Source organism: Thauera sp. ZXT1-4, assembly GCF_052598215.2.
In genome coordinates, this window is sequence record NZ_JBQWSN020000015.1 from 49,422 (window position 1) to 64,477 (window position 15,056).

Here is a 15,056-nt window from a genome sequence, read left to right on the forward strand (position 1 = left end):
TGGAGATTTTGAGATGCAGCAGAAAATGAAAATTAAGGTCACAGCGGCTCTGGCTTTAGCCTTGGCTGCGCTTGCTATGGGGTGCGCTTCGATGACCAAAGACACACAAGGCCGCGACCTGGTCTATCTGCAAGAGGTGAAATTCGACGTAAGTAACCCTGATCTCGGACTGTTTGTTCCCTGGTTCAAGGTGCCGGTTGATGCGGTCGTCAAGGTTGGAGTCGGTGCGTTTGCTGGGACAAAAGTCGCGTCGGCGCTTGAGGCGAAGAAGGAAGTTCCTGAGGTGTTCATCACCTATTCGAAAAAGGAAGGTGAGATCAGCCTCGCCAATGTGGGACATAACTTCTCTCGGCCTGTCTGGGAGGGGATGCCCGAGCTCCAGACAAAACGGTGGTACATCCTTGCCAAAGACGATAAGGGAAAATACCTCATTCCGTGCGATGCCTCCTGCCAGCCTGCAGCGCGTTGACGCCTCCCGCACGTTTTCTTCCTTTAGTACCCGCATTTCCTCCCCGCATCACTGACCTTAATAGGAGGAAATCGTTATGAAGATCGTTAAACTCGACCAGCGTAGCCAGGAGTGGCACGACTGGAGGGCAGGAAAGGACATTGACGGCCCGCGAATCACTGCAAGCAACATCGCCGTGATCGCCGGCATCTCGCCCTTCAAGTCGAGGTATCAGTTGTGGGAAGAGATGACCGGCCGCAGGGAGCCAGACAAGATGAACCCTGCTATGGCGCATGGCGTAGAGACGGAAGATGAGGCTTTGGCTGCCTGGATTCAGGATCATGGCGATTATGCCCAGCCGTGCTGCATCGAACATGATGGCATTCCGTGGGTTGCTGCCAGTCTCGATGGTTTGACCTTGACGGGCACAAAAGCCGTTGAGATCAAGTGCCCATACTCCCGCTACGGGGATGCGCCGAAGCTATGGGTTTCCGCGCAAGCCGGTGAAATCCCTGCTTACTATCTCGCCCAGATGCAGTGGCAGATGTTTGCATCGAATGGCGAGATCCTCTCGATGGACTTCTGGGTCTATTGGGCGGGGAAGGGGATCAAGATCCCCGTGCAGTCTGATCCGCTGGAGCAGCAGCGTTTGTACGCTGAAGCAAAGACTTTCAGGGAGGCTGTCATCAACGATGACATCCCTGCGACCGATGCTTGGATCGATGCAGCAAGTGCATGGCGTCAAGCGAAGCTTGAGTACGACATGGCAAAAGAAACCCTCGATGCGCGTGCAAAAGACATCGAGAACCTTCTTGCAGCTAATGGAGAGTCGTCGTACGAAGGTTGCGGCATCGTCGCCACCAAGTACTCAAGCAAGGGAGCGGTGGATTACGGCGCGCTTTTCGAGAGCGTGAAGGAGCACCACGGCATCGATCTCGTTATGCTTGCTGAGCAGTTCCGCAAGGATGACTCTGAGCGATTCAAGATCACTTTGCAGAAGAAGGCTCCTGCGGCAAAAGCTTCTACGAAGCGAACGACAGAGGCTGAGACTGAAATCGCTGATGCAATGCTTCAGAGTGCAGCAGAGGAAGCTTGGTTCTAGAAACCTAACCCCGTCACAAGCCTGTATTGCTTGTGACGGGGTTTTTTGTTGCTCTGCGGGTATCTCGTTGCACCGCGATAAAAACTATATGCGGTTCATTCGCCGGAAGAGCTCTGTTCTGCGTCGGCGTCTTTCTTCTTCGTCCGAGATCTCTTTGTCTTGGGCTCTTCAATAACCCACTCTTTTCGCTGTATCTTTCTAAGTATCTCAGTTTCGTACATTCTTTCGTAGATCATGCAGATAAAGAATTTTGTTCTGTCCGAAAGGATGTCCCACTCGTCCTTGCTTGGAGCAAACTGACTTACGGTTGGGTCTTCACTTATCTTTTGAATAGTAAGACGCATCCGATCCCCAAGATCCTGCTCAATCAGGAAGTCGTTGGGTTCCAAAATCTCGGCCAGGATATAAACATCGACCGTACTTACTCCAAGCCATTCCGCAAGAAGGCGCTTGGCTTCATCAGACATGCTCTGAATCGGCCTTGTTCCTGAAAGCATTGCTTGGAAATAAGGCGGAGAAAGATTGATTGCAGCTGCGGCGTCTTGTGTTGTTACGCCCAACTCCCATTTACGTTTATGAATGGCGTCAATCAGCGGCTTCCCCTTGGGGATATCCTTGGTCATGTTATTTCCGATGTTAAGTCTTTGGGTCGAATTCTCTCTTGGTGGATTGGGATGCATGTAGTACCGATGCAAAAAAACAGGCTCCCGTCCGGAAACGGCCTGTACGGTCTTGCATTGGTTCCTTGTTTTCCATCACACCTTGCGTTCTGCATGGTCATTGTATGCGCAAAAAAGGCGCTCTGTGCTTCCTTCCTTCGTCTGAAAGGAAGGATTTTTCTTCAGCTTGTAGCGTTTGGTTACGACGTCGGCGCCGATCCGATGATCACAGATACGCACAGTTTGCAACTGGTTCCTGCGAGTATGCCCTGGATTGCTTGCAATCTGGTGGCGTCGAGTTATCATCTATCCTAGATGTAACACTTCCGATGCCACGAAATAGGGAATCATCATGCTTTCACAAGAGCGCAGACGTATCGCAGCCCTGTACCAGTACCCTGACGGCTTCTTGAATGTGGGGTGGTTCGCTGGGTATCTGCGACGCAAGGCAGGAGATGGTCGTCACTTCCAGATCCAGCAGACCAACCTGGATAACCATAACCTCGACCTTGTTCTGCGAAAGAACGACGAGATCCCGCCTCAGTTTCACGATCTGAAGCCGCTTCGAGCGATCTGCAACCTGACCGGTAAGATCATCGGCGAAGACCCTGTGACGAAGGAGCCGATTCGGACTGTTGTTGCGACCGCAGTCGGCTTCGATGTGGCAACCGTTCTCGACATGCCGATCGATTCGGCGTTTGACAAGATTCCAGTGGCAGGTGCCCCGACGACGAACTTCGAGGACCACGGCGTCAAGCTCTTTAGCGGCAGGGACGACAAGCTTTCTGACTCGAGCAATATGGTCCGTCTGGCCGGCATCATCGCTGCGACACGCTTCCGGGCCCCGAACCCCGAAAAGGGAGTTCGAGCGCGATGCGAGATTCTGCTCAGACAAAAAGAGGATGAGTCTCAACTGATCCCGGTCCGCTACTACGGCCGTTTGGCGTCGGCTGTGTATGAGCGCGTGATGCGTGGAGCCGCATGTGAGATCGTTGGTCGTCTACTGGCCGACGTGAAAAGGACGGGCGAACCGATTGACCCTGAAACGGGCATTGAGCCCGTACGGAAAATCCATTTCATTGAATGTACAACCGCGCCTGGGGTAACTACCAAGAATGAAATCAAGGTGACCCCGGAGTGGATGGTCAAGATGCGCCAAGAGCTTCAGGACTCCCAGCGCCAACGTGCTGAAGCTCGTGCTCGCCGGATTGAACAGCAAAAGGCAGCCTTGTTGGCAGGGAGCGGTTCGAAGCAGTCTCCGGTCGCTGAAGTGAGTGAAGCAGAGGCGCAGGCGCTTTTCGATACGCTTTGAGAAAGGTTGGCTTTGAGAAAAGGGGGCGCCGGTTCATCGGCTAGGCCCCCTTTTTCATTTTTCGGGTTGTGTGGAATGCGCTACAAACTTGTTCAGTCCGTTGCCTTGGTGACTTCATTCTGGTGGTTTTTTCTGACGATTTATGGGCTATTTGATGGCTCATGGAACGGAACAGAAGAACTGTCTAGCTACGTGCTAGAGGCAGGGGCTTCCATCAGTCTTGCCGTCCTCATCGCCATCGGGATAGTCGTTGCTGCCTACGTCATTAACGAATACCTCTTGAGCAAGTATCTAAAGGGGAAAAGGGTGCGTGGCTTGAGTTGTTCCCTCGGGGCGCCTCCCATTCCTCCATATCACATCCCCATGGCGCAGAACGTCCCACAAAAAACGGGGCGAGATTCAGTTGATCGGTGGCTTGCATATCTAAAGAGAGCGCATCCCGAGCATTACCGCCTCGCAAAGCAGATTCTGCGCATCCTGCTATCTGACCCGAAGATGCCTGCCTCTCATGTTCGAGGAGGTCATGGAGGAAAAACTCTGTGGGAACATTCGCTGTTGGTCTGCGAAAGAGCGATTGTAATCGCGCCTACTTGGACGTATGAGGGGTTGAAAACGCCGAAGGGTGACTTGGTGACGGCGCTCCGGGACTCCAGCTACACCTTTGATCCCGCGGACCCCCTGGTAGGTATCATCGCGCTCGCTCATGATATTGGGAAGCTGAAAACCTTCCTGCGCGATCCAAAAACGGGCGAAGTCCTTAAAGAGACGCACGAGCACGATAGCGTCTCAGCTCTTATGGTGACAAAACTCGACGAATTTTGGCAGATCCCACGAAGCGACCAGGAGGCAATTCTTGGAGCCGTCGGATACTACCATCGCCCTCAGTCTTTCCCCCTCGATAAGGGGCAGCGTGCGTATGACGATCGTACGCACGCCTTGATGGAGCTACTGATTGCGGCAGATCGGTCCGCAGGCCAAATCGAATCTGGCATAGCTCCATCGGTTCAAACCGGACAGCAAACGGTGGAATTCATGACTCGCCTTTGGGCGGCTTTTCAGGAGCTTACTTCCGAACCTGGTCGCGTCAATGGGAGTAACAAGGCGCAAACCATAGGCCAGAAGAGAGGTGAGATCGTTGTTTTCAAAGAGCGTGAACTTCTCCGGTTTCTCGGCCAAAAGCTGGCCGTCAATCCAACTGAAGACCTGAAGAGGGCTCTCCTCGAAGTGCTTGCTGACCAGGAAGTTTTGTTCGACCCTAACCCGAACATGCGTTCCTCATCAAATCCTGCGCCTCCGCTCAGAACCTATTCGGTTTCGTTCTTTAATGCTTCGAACGGGAAGCATGTGGCAACGTGGCGTGGTGCTGTTGTGATCATGCCAAAACACATCCTCCCCGGGCTCTCCAGCCTGTTCGACCACCCTGCGCTTTTTGAGGTCCACACTGAAGATGCGCATCTTCCCGCTGAGGGCATCGGGCAAGACAACTCGGCTGTAGCTCAAGTCAATGACGGCGGCGCACAAGATCAAGCGCCTGCGGAGGCTTCCTCTCCTGCGGCTGAAGTGAAGCCAAACAATGCCCAGGAAAAGGTAGCACCAGACGGGGCATCATCCCTTTCTGAAGAACCCGCTGAACAAACATCTGCCGCTGTTAGTGCAGCTCTCGACAATTTCATCTCAGGTGAAAGAGGTGCCATTCAGAACGAAAGCTTTGAGAACGATCTTGAGATGACTGACGAGGAAGGTGGCCTCTCTGGGGCCAACGAGGCTTCTGATCAACCTGGAAGCGATGATGTCCTCGATGAGGATGTGATGCATGAGCTTTCGAAAGTCATCGAAAAGCAGGCTGAAGAAAAAGCGGTAATGATCGTTGAAAAGGAAGATGAGATGGATCGCGAGCGCAAAGAAAAGCAGTTGAAAAAACTACGAAAAAAAGATAAAGAAAAACTAAGTGCGTTCGCAGAAGAGTGTCAAGGCAATATTAAAGATCAGCCGGAGGCGCTTGCTTTGGTTCTCAAAGCGATGCAAGGTAAGCCGTATTTAGAAAAGCGCGGATTAAAATGGTACAAAGCGGCTGATTTGGGTTTAACGGACGAACAGTTTTCTGTGTTAGCAGAAAATGCAGCGCCGGGTTTTATTGAGTTGGGTAAGAACAAAGACGGTCAGTTAGTTTGGATTGCTGTTTCGGAGGCCTTATGCGCAAGCTAGTCTATTTTGCCGGTCCCGACTTATTCTTTGCGGGCTATCGAAGGAAGAAAGAGTTTTTAAGGGAGGTGTGTGAGGCGAAAAATATATACCCTCTTTTTCCCGGCGATGATGAGATCAGCGATCCGAATGTTATTTTCAGGGAAAATGTAGCGAAAATACGCGAAGCCCATGTGGTGATTGCAAACCTGAAGCCCTTCAGAAGCTCAATCGAACCGGATTCCGGAACTGCTTTTGAGTGCGGACTTGCCTGGAGTTCTGGTATCCCTGTGATTGGGATATGTCAGGATCGGCGACCAATGATGTTGAGAATTGACCCGTCTACCCATCTTTGCAATGACGAGGGGTTGTTGACCTGCTCGGATGGCGCAGTGATCGAAAACTTTGGCTTTCCCGTGAACCTGATGCTGGCTACGTGTGCGACCGCCATCGTTACGACTGTAGTAGACGCGATTAACTTGGCTGCTCGTCTCGAGTTGCCTTCATAGAACGCTCGCCGCATCTCGCTCCTGCAGCCGTAACCAACAGGAGTCTGAAATGCTCAAGCAGAACCGTAAGGAGGCGCTTCGCCTCGTAGCAACCATGTTGGGGCGTCGCTTCGGCGTCCAGGTCGTCTTCGGCAACATTAAAACAGCAGCGACGACGGGCAAGGTGATCTATCTGCCCAACCTCGCAACGACTGGCTCAGAGGAGGACATGATCCTTCTGTACGGGCTGGTCGCGCATGAGGCGGCGCACTGCCGCTTTACCGAGTTCAAGGACAGCTCGAAAGGGAACGTCCTTGTTCGCGCCCTCGATAACGTGTTCGAGGACATACGGATCGAGTTGGCATTGGCCAGGATCTTTCCTGGGGCGGCTCGAATGCTCTTCGATGCGGCCAACGGTCTCGCAGCGCGGGGCATCCTTGATGCTCCACAGCAAGACGAGGAGTATCAGCCGGCCGACATCTTGTGCAGGGCGCTTGTGATGGGGCTTCGCAGTCGGCACCTGAAGCAGCACTGCTTAGATGAAATGGCTGGCCAGTGGCGGACTCTTGCCGAGGACGTGTTTGGTGACGAGCTGATCGAGGCGGTTTTCGAACTTGCTGACCGCTCTGCAACGCTCACATCCACGGACGAGGCTTCGGCCTTGGCGTGGGAAGTCTATGAGCTACTGGAGACTTCTGCCGAGGAGAAGGAAAAGCAGGAGGAACAACAGAAGCAAAAGCAGCAGTCCAAGTCATCGCAAGATGAGGAGGACGAATCCCATGTCCCCTCTCAGGCAGGGCAGGACGAAGATGAGGGTGATTCGTCGCCGTCGTCTGGGGCAGGTGATGAGGAGGAGCAGGATTCGTCCTCGTCGGGTTCTGGTGAGGAAGATGAGAATGGGGAGGATTCGTCGCCGGGATCGTCTGACGATCGGGGCGAAGATGATTCCTCTAACTCAGATGAGTCTCAGGGCGACCAGGGTGATTCTGAGGCAGGTGACTCTGACGAAAGGGGGGAGGCGGACGCTGGCGATTTTTCCTCTCAAGGGGAAGAAGGTGACTCGGGCGAGCAAGCTGCTGCGATGCGCCAGGCGCTCAAGGCGCAGTCGGTCAGTTCGGTCAGCATGGAAGACATGCTGAGGCAACAAATGGGTGCCAATCAGGTTATGGGCGCCGGTGCTCGGACGCAACACGCAAGTCGAACCAATGGCGTCAAGGACCAGGGGCAGGTCAGGGCGTATCTGAAGCGGCACGAGCTCAAGGCGAAGCTGGGCACCCGCCTTGCAAGCCTGATCGAGTCGACCGTGGAAGAATCGTTGTGGGACGGTTACACCGGGCGCAAGCTCTCTCACAGTGCACCGGAGAGGCTTTCGCGTGGTGACCTGAAAATCTTCCTCAAGAAGGAAGAAACCGCAGGCACCAACACTGCGGTCGCCCTGTTGGTCGATTACTCGGGGTCGATGTGGACAACGATGCCGCTCACCGAGGGGGGCTCAAGGGCTGCGGGCGGGCAAACGACCGCACAGGAAGCCGCCTATGAGACGCACTTCGCGCTAGCTTCAGTGCTGTCGACCTACGAGGTGCCGTTCCTCTCGATCGCGTTCGCCAATCACGTGTGCGTGCTCAAGGAGTTCGATGAGCCGCTCTCTGCTCACCGTTGGGATGATGGTTCTTCGGGCGACACCGCGACGGGCGATGCGGTTGAAGAAGCTCTTATCCGTATGACGGAGCGCGAGGAGGAAAAGCGCATCCTGGTTGTCGTCACAGATGGCGAGCCCAACGATCACGATTCGCTGATGGCTGGGTGCAGGTTTGCCCGCCAGAACGGAATCCAGATCGCGGTCGTGTTCATTGGCTCAATGGGCCACGCCCTCGAATCAATGCTCAACGAAGAGGAGGTTGCCTTTGACCGGGCAATGAGTGCTGACCGGCTTTCGCAAGCGGTCTTTGGTGCTGTCGCGAAAGCGGTAGCCTGATCCAACCACGAGGGCTCAAGCGAAATCGCTTGGGCCCTTTTTTATCACCGTGCTACGCACATCTCTGAGGGCAGACCTAACCCAAGGAGATTGACGTGTCATTACTCAGTTTTGTAGTCATCGGTGCCCTCGCGCTCTTGTCGCTTCGTCTTTTCATGACATCGCGCAGAGACAGGAAGCGTGCTCAGCTTCGCGAGCTGCAGCAAGCTCTTCGGAGGAATCTCGACGGAGACAAAGAGAAGCGCCAACCGACAGCTAATCGTCGCGAGGCCCCTTCAGCAGATGAACGGCGTATCGCCGAGCTCGAGCGCACCGTAAGGCGCGCAGAAGAAGAGAGCAAGAAGCTTGCTCTCGCTCTTGAGCAGCTTCAGCTTGCTCATGACAAACCGATCATGTCCAGGGCTCGTAAGAGCCAACGGAAAATCGAGCCGGTTGTTGCTCCTCAAGCATCATTGCTCCCTGCAGTGATGAGGAGTGGTCGCACTGGTGAGCCTATCGCCAGGAGCTTGCACTGATTAACATCAGTGTCACCCCTCGCACCCTCTCGCTTCGGCAGAGGGTGTTTTTTTCGCGCACGTTCAGTTTTCACTTCACCTTCTTGCCATCTCTCCTTGCAGCCCTAAACACAAGGAGATTCAAATGTCACAAACGACAGCAGTAACGGAGAAGCTTGGCAACATCTTTGGGTCTGCCTTCAAGGACCCCCAGGCAGCTCAAAGGGCGGTTCCTGTAAGGACATCGGGGCCGTTCACGCCCGCAGATAACCCGTCCCATAGCTTCACCGAAGCTCATGCACGCCTGTTGGTGGCATGGGTGTGGGCCGGGGTGAGCAAGAATCTGATGCTGACTGGTCCTACTGGATCTGGGAAGTCCTCGATGGTCGAGGTCTTCGCGGCTCGCACCGGGTGGCCGCTCTTTCGTGTTGCTTGCCACGGGCGAATGGAGTTTCAGGAGCTCGTCGGCGCCTGGCGCATGGCGTCCGTACCTGGTGGCGGCCAAGAGTGGAAGTGGGCTGACGGCCCACTACTGGCAGCCATGAAGGTAGGGGGTATCCTGCTTCTGGATGAAGGCAACTTCCTCCATCCAGCCGTAGTCGGTGGCTTGAACACGATCCTGGATGGGGCGCCGCTCTTGGTGCCTGAAACGGGTGAAATGGTTCAGCCGCACCCGGATTTTCGGGTCGCATTCACGGCTAACGCTGTGGCGCACGACATGGATGCCGCTAACTACCGGGGCATTCAGCGGCAGAGCATTGCTTTGCTAGATCGCTTCCTTGTGGGGACGGTGGACTACCTGACCCCGATGGAGGAAAGCAAGATTCTGCACGCGAAGTGCAAGCATCTTGCCGGTCCTTTCATCCAGCTCCTCGTTGAGGTGGCTGGGGACGTTCGGGAAGCCTTCAAGCAGGGCGAAATGACCACTACCATCTCGACCCGCGGCCTCATCCGCTGGGGAAAGATGTTGCTGGCGAATGGTCGTTCGCTTGCGGATGCCAGTGCTCGAGGCGCCACGGAAGAAGTGTTGGCTTGCCTCAACGGAGCCCTCCACGCCGCTGTTACGGCGCGATCACCGGAAGCTGAGCGGGAAGCCATCGAGAAGATCGTCTCTGCTCGATACGCCCCTGTGAAGTGATGATGTAACACCGCCGCCTCAGAAAGTCATTTTCTGAGGCGGTTTTTTTTGTGCCCGTTTTCCCTGCCCTCGCTTCGCATTCCCTCCTTGCACATCAACCACAAGGAGGTCATCAGAGATGTCGTCAGTCGTCACTTTTGGGAAGTTCAAGGGGCAGTCTTACGCGGAGCTCCCTTATTGGTACCTGCGTTGGATGGTGCTTGAGAAGCACACCAAGGCAGATCTTGCCGAGCAGGAGATGCAAAGGCGCATGGCGTTGCAAAGCGACGTGCTCATCGAGCCGAAGGTGCTCGCGAGGCTTGAGCGCTATCACAAGGCCTCGTGGCAGCGGACTCGGAAGCCTAGAGAGTCGTTCTTGCCTTGGCTCAACCGGTTGGCCAGCGCTGCACTACGAACGAGCCCGATCCATGGTGGGCGGTATGCGCTGCCTGGGTTCGTTTTTGTTTTTGATGAGGATGGAGCTGTACCCAAGCTCGTCGACGTCGTTCAGCAGCGTCAGTACGTGCCCTGATTTCTCATGGTTCAAACGGCATAGCTCAGTGCAGTTCTAACCAAGGAGAAAGAAATGTCACGCGTTCTTGTATTTGCCTCGATTGCGGCTCTTTCGATTTGTCCCGAAGGAATGAGGCGTAAGGGGCTTGCGAGGCTGGAAAGGGCTCTGTGCTTTGGCGATATCGGCATGGCGCCGGCGAGTAGATTCAGGGCTATCACCCTGATCAGGAAGCAAAGGATGTCTGGTCTCGGACAAGACGTGCTTGGGTGGTTGATTGTCGGCTTCGTGGCCGCTTTCATCCTCTACTGATACCAAACCCGTAGATTTCGATTCAATTCGAGACTGCGGGTTTTTCATTGAGTTCGAATATGGATTTCGGAAAAGAGGTCTTGGCTGGCGTGTTCGTTGAGCTGGTTCAGGAGGGCCGGTGGCTTGTCCGTTCCTCCTTGAAAAGCAGCAAGACACCTGAGCGTGTGGGTGAAGTGATGGGGCGCCCGGGGAAATACGTGGCCTTCACGATGAAGGGACAGCGTGTCTGTGTGTCGAAGACGCTCAAGGGGGCGGCTTTGAAGATTTCAGAAGAGGAGCTTTGAAATGGTTCGGCTATTGAGTTTGCGGGCTGATCTGCCTGCCGTGGTTGCGGTGAATGTTGTGTCCACCATGCGGGAAGAAAATGATGCGGAGGAGTGGGATTTCTATGCCTGGAGCGCCCTTCATATTGCTTTCAACATGTGGTGCAGGGAGGTCATTCATCAAGGGGTTCTCAGTTCAGAAAGTGCTGCTAAACGAGGCGTTGTAGATCTGTTCCGAGAAGCTTCGCGCACCGCAACTTTTCGCGATGCTTTTAAGCTGAAGGGAGCAGAACTTCTGGGCATGGATGTTCTTGATCTGTCCACTGAAATGACTTCGGCCCTACCTGCGCCGAGGATGGGAATGAGGCCATTTTCTGTTACAAGGCTTGATAAGCTGCCACCTCCCAATCTGCGGTTCACGTCATGTCGCCCTCCAGCCATGAAAGTGCAGCTGACTGTGTCTGATCTTGCAGATGAGTATGGAGAGGGGATGCCGATCGCGTGGGAAACGACGTATGAGGATCTGATCGAAGGTCGTGTGCGTGTGAAATCCGGTTATGGTCAATATACGCAGGGCATCGTTGAGTTTGCTGATGACGATGGGGCCTTTGCTACTCAGGTTCCTGATGGGATGAGCGTGATGTACGCCCCCGTCGTGGACGAGCTTGATCATGTGACCCTTCTCGAGACTTGCATCTTTGAAACCCGAGAGTCCGTTGAAGCCCGGATTCGCTCGGCCGTAGAGGCCTACGCAAGGGTGGCAGTGCTTGCAAGGATCACTTACGACCGCGAATGCCTTGGAATCCCAGCGGATCTGGAGCCCGCTTCCGTTACGGTAACGCAAGAGGGCAATGGGGCCAAATCTGTTGTTCAAGTTGCATTTTCGGGTAAAGGCGAGCAGATGGTCCGTAAGGCGAACTGGTGGTGCAACGCCATCTTTGGCGATCGGGCGAACCAGTTGGCGTTGGAAGCAGCGAATCGGTTGGCACAAAGTCTGAAGGTGCCGTTCTTGATCTAAATGAAAGGCCGGCTGACGTCATTGTCACCGGCCTTTTTTCTATGGTGCCTCCCTGCATGTCATTCCATGCAGTTCAACAACAAACAGGAGAGCATCATGAAGATCGATAGCGAAGAGTTCGCCCTTGCGCTGGAGTGTAAGAGCGAGGGCGACCGCGGCGTCGCAGCGCTGCTGTTGCAGGCAGCCAGAAGAAGGGCGCAGAACCGCAGTCTGGTGGAGCGCCTCATGCGGGATAGGGGCGGTGCGGAGGGGATGGAACTCTCCAATGTTCCTGAAGGTGCCACCCAGAAAGAGCCTGCCTATGTGGCGATCCTTCCCGAGCCGGACGGGAGCGGTAAGAGTCGGCTCGTGAGCTTTCGCCAGAACGGCTTTCATGGGCATCAGGTGTTCGCAACCCCGGAGGCCGCGCTCGAAGAGGCGGTCCGGGACGGCTACCGCTGGCCCGTCCAGGTGCTTGATCAATTGGCCCTTCAGCCACTCTTCCAGAAGGGGCAGCGGTTCGTTGAGCTGGTCTACGCCTACAACATCGGAAAGCTCGATGCTGCGGCGTTTCATGCGGCAGTTGATGCGCTCGATCGTGAGTATGACTTGAAGGAGGCAGCGTGATGGAACGGTTGCCAGTAAAGGTGGGCTGCGGTGTGCTTGAAAAGCCCATGACGCGTAGCCAGGCAGAGCGGTGGGGGCGTCAGAACATGCCGTCGGACCTGCGAAAGGCAGGCTTCGTGGTTGATGTCTATCGAACGGACCCCGTGATCAACGGCGGCGATTGGTTTCGCGTGAACTACGTGAAGCGCTACTAAGGAGAAAGCGATGATCGATGACGAGGAGCCAGGGTTCGATCTCTTCGATCACGGCCTGCATGCGTTTGAGGCCTTCGACAGCCTGCTCGAGGACTTGCTTTCATGGTTCTGTTGGTGGCGACACTGACCTGATCCGAGTTTCCTGCGCCCCTCCACCGTTGGAGGGGCGTTTTTACGTATAGCACCACATGGATCGGATTCCGATTGATGTCACTGCATCTCTAGCCTGCAGATCCAACTCGCAGGAGAAGGGCAATGACAGGAGAAGAAAATGGCAAGTTTTTCGCACATCAGATCCACCGGAGTATGCTTGAACCCGAAGGAGGGTTTGATCATGCCAACTGTTTTCACTGTGACGTTCTCCGACAACGAGACGACGCCGGAGCACATCGAGTCGAGGGCGGCCGAACTGGGAATCACGCCCGAGATGCTAATCCGACGCGCCATTGCGGAGCATCTTGGGGACTACGGCCTGAAGGAAGTGCCAGAGGGAGCCAAGATCAACTCCATCACGGAACTCCTAATTCACTCGGGAGTGTTCAAACCTGGAGCAGGGGAGGATGAGCTATGTCTCAACTTGAATCCCCCTGCCCGGGGGAAGTCGTAGGGGCTTGGATGCCCGAGACTGAGGAGGTTTGCAGTCCCGGCAGCAAGTTCCGGCCTGTGCTCGTGATGGCAGTCGATGAGCACGACGGTCAAATCGATGTGCTCTGTGCCTACGGGACGAGTCAGAACGTCGATCGTGTCGGCAGAGGGGAGTTTGTGGTGACGCCTGCTGATCTTCGGCTCGAAAAAACGACGAAGTTCTGCCTCCGGAAGATGTATTGGTTGCCACTCGAGGCGAGCTACTTCGCCCGGGGTGGCGCTCAGGAAGTGGCAGGGCGTTTGTCTTCCAAGCTTCTCAGCAAACTCGCGTTTGCCGCCAAGGAGGTGGGGCTGAAGTAGTCTTTCTGGACCACAACCTCCCTCGATACTCAAAGCCCGCATCCTCACAGGACGCGGGCTTTAGTTTTTTACGAGCCCGTCAGCGGTATCCCCTTCAGTGCAGCACAAACCCATTCACTGAGGAGTTACACCATGAAGGCACTGAAGTTTGTCACCGATGTCCGTTCCGATGCCGATTATGCGGACATCCCTGAGCAGGCCATTTTCGAGATCGACGAGAAGGCTGCGGCCAGGATCGCCGCCTTGTCGCGCATGGTCAGCGCTTCCGAAGCGCACAAGATCGAGGTCTTTGACGCGCGCACGGTCTGGCTCAAGGAGGAGGCGAAATCCGATGAGGAGGCCGACGACCCCGAGAACCAGGAACGTGTGGAGCTCGATTCACTGGTCGTGAGCAATGAGGAGTTCTGGTTCGCTGGATACCTCAAGCACACCAACGTGCGGATTTTCACGGCACGTCAGCGGATCGACTCGCTGCTGAACTACTTTGGCGTCAAGGCAAGCGAGACCGCCGAGGTCCGCGCCCGCCAGTTCATCGAGTCCATGGCACGGCTGAGCCTGTGGGACTGGTCGAACGAAGCCGGTGAGCCGGTCAACGAGTGCTCTTCGCCTTCGGACGGCTACGAGGATTCGCATGCTGCGCTTATGACGCTGATCGAAGAGGCTCGCGCCTTGTCCGTGAGTTGATCTCAGACCCCCAACCGTCGATGCGAGGGCGGTTTTTTTCGCATGTGCCCCGTGTCATTCCTCTGGTGCAGTTCTTTCTCATACGAAAAAAGGAGTTGATCATGTTTTTTGTGATGGAAAACGGTGGCCTGTACAGCGAGTTTGTTGCGCTTGAGGCCGCGGTGGACATGGCCGAGATGGTCTTTGGCTATGTCGATCCTCAAGGGGAAGCGACTGTATCGGTCGAAAATGCGGAGGGTAAGTGCGTTGCTGTGTTCACGAACCGCAAGATCATCGGCAGCTTCACAAAACAGGCATGGGGCGGTCGAAAGGGCGACGACGCAATCTATGTCGGTACGGAGGAGTTTGATGCAACCGACCATGTTCTGTTGCTCGATCACGCCGAGCTAGTCGCCCTGGTCGACGGAGAGGAGCGTACGGACGAGGTCGGCCTGGCGCACTTCGACTGGCGTGGCCCCAGCGAAACTGCTGTGTGCGAGTCGATCTGCGATTACTTCGGCGTGCAGGAGCTCGAACAGATCTCACCCGAAGCGCTCTCGTTTGCACGTGCCCGCAGGAGCCCGAAGCCGGCCGTTGAGCAGACGCTGACGTTGAGCATCAAGGTCGATGTCTCGATGATCGGCGATGCGACCCTTGAGGATTTCGTCGAAAACCTCGACTACAGCGTGATCTCGAACACCCCTGGGGTTCGGGTTCGCATGACTGAGCTGGTCGACGCCTAGACGTTCACCGCCCATCCCAAAGCCC

Annotated in this window: 18 protein-coding genes; 17 read left to right on the forward strand and 1 reads right to left on the reverse strand. The window is 55.3% G+C overall.

From position 1 onward, the window contains the following. The first annotated feature begins 13 nt into the window (after positions 1–13). Positions 14–469 carry a hypothetical protein gene (locus ACUH78_RS12580; RefSeq protein ID WP_334108846.1) on the forward strand — a complete coding sequence of 152 codons (456 nt, stop codon included), beginning with the start codon at positions 14–16 and terminating at the stop codon, positions 467–469. A 76-nt stretch (positions 470–545) separates the two neighbouring features. After that, positions 546–1,550: a YqaJ viral recombinase family protein gene (locus tag ACUH78_RS12585; RefSeq protein ID WP_011254855.1), complete on the forward strand. Its 1,005-nt coding sequence runs from the start codon at positions 546–548 to the stop codon at positions 1,548–1,550. A 95-nt stretch (positions 1,551–1,645) separates the two neighbouring features. Here ACUH78_RS12585 and ACUH78_RS12590 read toward each other — a convergent pair whose 3' ends face one another. Continuing rightward, complete coding sequence (locus ACUH78_RS12590; RefSeq protein WP_048704725.1) at positions 1,646–2,173, reverse strand: hypothetical protein; 528 nt, start codon at positions 2,171–2,173, stop codon at positions 1,646–1,648. A 388-nt stretch (positions 2,174–2,561) separates the two neighbouring features. On the opposite strand from ACUH78_RS12590, the gene ACUH78_RS12595 reads away from it, so the two are divergent. The 15 genes from ACUH78_RS12595 (at position 2,562) to ACUH78_RS12665 (ending at position 15,031) form a co-directional block, all read left to right on the forward strand. Beyond that, positions 2,562–3,521 (forward strand): hypothetical protein, encoded by a 960-nt coding sequence (locus ACUH78_RS12595; RefSeq protein WP_445333608.1) that lies wholly within the window; start codon positions 2,562–2,564, stop codon positions 3,519–3,521. A 75-nt stretch (positions 3,522–3,596) separates the two neighbouring features. Next, positions 3,597–5,726 carry an HD domain-containing protein gene (locus tag ACUH78_RS12600; protein WP_445333609.1) on the forward strand — a complete coding sequence of 710 codons (2,130 nt, stop codon included), beginning with the start codon at positions 3,597–3,599 and terminating at the stop codon, positions 5,724–5,726. Beyond that, a complete protein-coding gene (locus ACUH78_RS12605) occupies positions 5,714–6,211 on the forward strand; it encodes a nucleoside 2-deoxyribosyltransferase (RefSeq protein ID WP_334108849.1) in 498 nt (165 codons plus the stop codon). Before ACUH78_RS12600 ends, ACUH78_RS12605 begins: the two co-directional genes overlap by 13 nt. Positions 6,212–6,260: 49 nt before the next feature. Further along, on the forward strand, positions 6,261–8,165 hold the full coding sequence (locus ACUH78_RS12610; RefSeq protein ID WP_334108850.1) for a VWA domain-containing protein: 1,905 nt from the start codon (positions 6,261–6,263) through the stop codon (positions 8,163–8,165). Positions 8,166–8,804: 639 nt separating this feature from the next. Further along, on the forward strand, positions 8,805–9,797 hold the full coding sequence (locus tag ACUH78_RS12615; protein WP_334108851.1) for an AAA family ATPase: 993 nt from the start codon (positions 8,805–8,807) through the stop codon (positions 9,795–9,797). A 118-nt stretch (positions 9,798–9,915) separates the two neighbouring features. Beyond that, positions 9,916–10,308 carry a hypothetical protein gene (locus ACUH78_RS12620; protein ID WP_334108852.1) on the forward strand — a complete coding sequence of 131 codons (393 nt, stop codon included), beginning with the start codon at positions 9,916–9,918 and terminating at the stop codon, positions 10,306–10,308. A gap of 54 nt (positions 10,309–10,362) precedes the next feature. Next, on the forward strand, positions 10,363–10,599 hold the full coding sequence (locus ACUH78_RS12625) for a hypothetical protein (RefSeq protein WP_334108853.1): 237 nt from the start codon (positions 10,363–10,365) through the stop codon (positions 10,597–10,599). A 59-nt stretch (positions 10,600–10,658) separates the two neighbouring features. Beyond that, positions 10,659–10,883, forward strand: coding sequence for a hypothetical protein (locus tag ACUH78_RS12630; protein WP_334108854.1), 225 nt, complete (start codon positions 10,659–10,661; stop codon positions 10,881–10,883). Between the two features lies 1 nt (position 10,884). After that, a complete protein-coding gene (locus ACUH78_RS12635) occupies positions 10,885–11,880 on the forward strand; it encodes a hypothetical protein (protein WP_445333610.1) in 996 nt (331 codons plus the stop codon). Positions 11,881–11,976: 96 nt separating this feature from the next. Beyond that, positions 11,977–12,486 (forward strand): hypothetical protein, encoded by a 510-nt coding sequence (locus ACUH78_RS12640; RefSeq protein WP_334108856.1) that lies wholly within the window; start codon positions 11,977–11,979, stop codon positions 12,484–12,486. After that, positions 12,486–12,680: a hypothetical protein gene (locus ACUH78_RS12645; RefSeq protein ID WP_334108857.1), complete on the forward strand. Its 195-nt coding sequence runs from the start codon at positions 12,486–12,488 to the stop codon at positions 12,678–12,680. Before ACUH78_RS12640 ends, ACUH78_RS12645 begins: the two co-directional genes overlap by 1 nt. Before the next feature lie 310 nt (positions 12,681–12,990). Beyond that, positions 12,991–13,287, forward strand: a complete 297-nt coding sequence (locus ACUH78_RS12650; protein WP_445333612.1) for a hypothetical protein — start codon at positions 12,991–12,993, stop codon at positions 13,285–13,287. A gap of 8 nt (positions 13,288–13,295) precedes the next feature. Then, entirely contained in the window at positions 13,296–13,625 is a 330-nt protein-coding gene (locus ACUH78_RS12655; RefSeq protein ID WP_334108859.1) for a hypothetical protein, read from the forward strand. 132 nt (positions 13,626–13,757) lie between these two features. Continuing rightward, positions 13,758–14,309, forward strand: coding sequence for a hypothetical protein (locus ACUH78_RS12660; RefSeq protein WP_334108860.1), 552 nt, complete (start codon positions 13,758–13,760; stop codon positions 14,307–14,309). A 101-nt stretch (positions 14,310–14,410) separates the two neighbouring features. After that, positions 14,411–15,031, forward strand: coding sequence for a hypothetical protein (locus ACUH78_RS12665; RefSeq protein WP_334108861.1), 621 nt, complete (start codon positions 14,411–14,413; stop codon positions 15,029–15,031). Positions 15,032–15,056: the final 25 nt, after the last annotated feature.

Bases quoted from the DNA above. Each gene is read 5' to 3' on its own strand.
- ACUH78_RS12580 (WP_334108846.1), top strand. From the start codon at position 14: ATGCAGCAGAAAATGAAAATTAAGGTCACAGCGGCTCTGGCTTTAGCC.
- ACUH78_RS12585 (WP_011254855.1), top strand. From the start codon at position 546: ATGAAGATCGTTAAACTCGACCAGCGTAGCCAGGAGTGGCACGACTGG.
- ACUH78_RS12590 (WP_048704725.1), bottom strand. From the start codon at position 2,173: ATGACCAAGGATATCCCCAAGGGGAAGCCGCTGATTGACGCCATTCAT.
- ACUH78_RS12595 (WP_445333608.1), top strand. From the start codon at position 2,562: ATGCTTTCACAAGAGCGCAGACGTATCGCAGCCCTGTACCAGTACCCT.
- ACUH78_RS12600 (WP_445333609.1), top strand. From the start codon at position 3,597: ATGCGCTACAAACTTGTTCAGTCCGTTGCCTTGGTGACTTCATTCTGG.
- ACUH78_RS12605 (WP_334108849.1), top strand. From the start codon at position 5,714: ATGCGCAAGCTAGTCTATTTTGCCGGTCCCGACTTATTCTTTGCGGGC.
- ACUH78_RS12610 (WP_334108850.1), top strand. From the start codon at position 6,261: ATGCTCAAGCAGAACCGTAAGGAGGCGCTTCGCCTCGTAGCAACCATG.
- ACUH78_RS12615 (WP_334108851.1), top strand. From the start codon at position 8,805: ATGTCACAAACGACAGCAGTAACGGAGAAGCTTGGCAACATCTTTGGG.
- ACUH78_RS12620 (WP_334108852.1), top strand. From the start codon at position 9,916: ATGTCGTCAGTCGTCACTTTTGGGAAGTTCAAGGGGCAGTCTTACGCG.
- ACUH78_RS12625 (WP_334108853.1), top strand. From the start codon at position 10,363: ATGTCACGCGTTCTTGTATTTGCCTCGATTGCGGCTCTTTCGATTTGT.
- ACUH78_RS12630 (WP_334108854.1), top strand. From the start codon at position 10,659: ATGGATTTCGGAAAAGAGGTCTTGGCTGGCGTGTTCGTTGAGCTGGTT.
- ACUH78_RS12635 (WP_445333610.1), top strand. From the start codon at position 10,885: ATGGTTCGGCTATTGAGTTTGCGGGCTGATCTGCCTGCCGTGGTTGCG.
- ACUH78_RS12640 (WP_334108856.1), top strand. From the start codon at position 11,977: ATGAAGATCGATAGCGAAGAGTTCGCCCTTGCGCTGGAGTGTAAGAGC.
- ACUH78_RS12645 (WP_334108857.1), top strand. From the start codon at position 12,486: ATGGAACGGTTGCCAGTAAAGGTGGGCTGCGGTGTGCTTGAAAAGCCC.
- ACUH78_RS12655 (WP_334108859.1), top strand. From the start codon at position 13,296: ATGCCCGAGACTGAGGAGGTTTGCAGTCCCGGCAGCAAGTTCCGGCCT.
- ACUH78_RS12660 (WP_334108860.1), top strand. From the start codon at position 13,758: ATGAAGGCACTGAAGTTTGTCACCGATGTCCGTTCCGATGCCGATTAT.
- ACUH78_RS12665 (WP_334108861.1), top strand. From the start codon at position 14,411: ATGTTTTTTGTGATGGAAAACGGTGGCCTGTACAGCGAGTTTGTTGCG.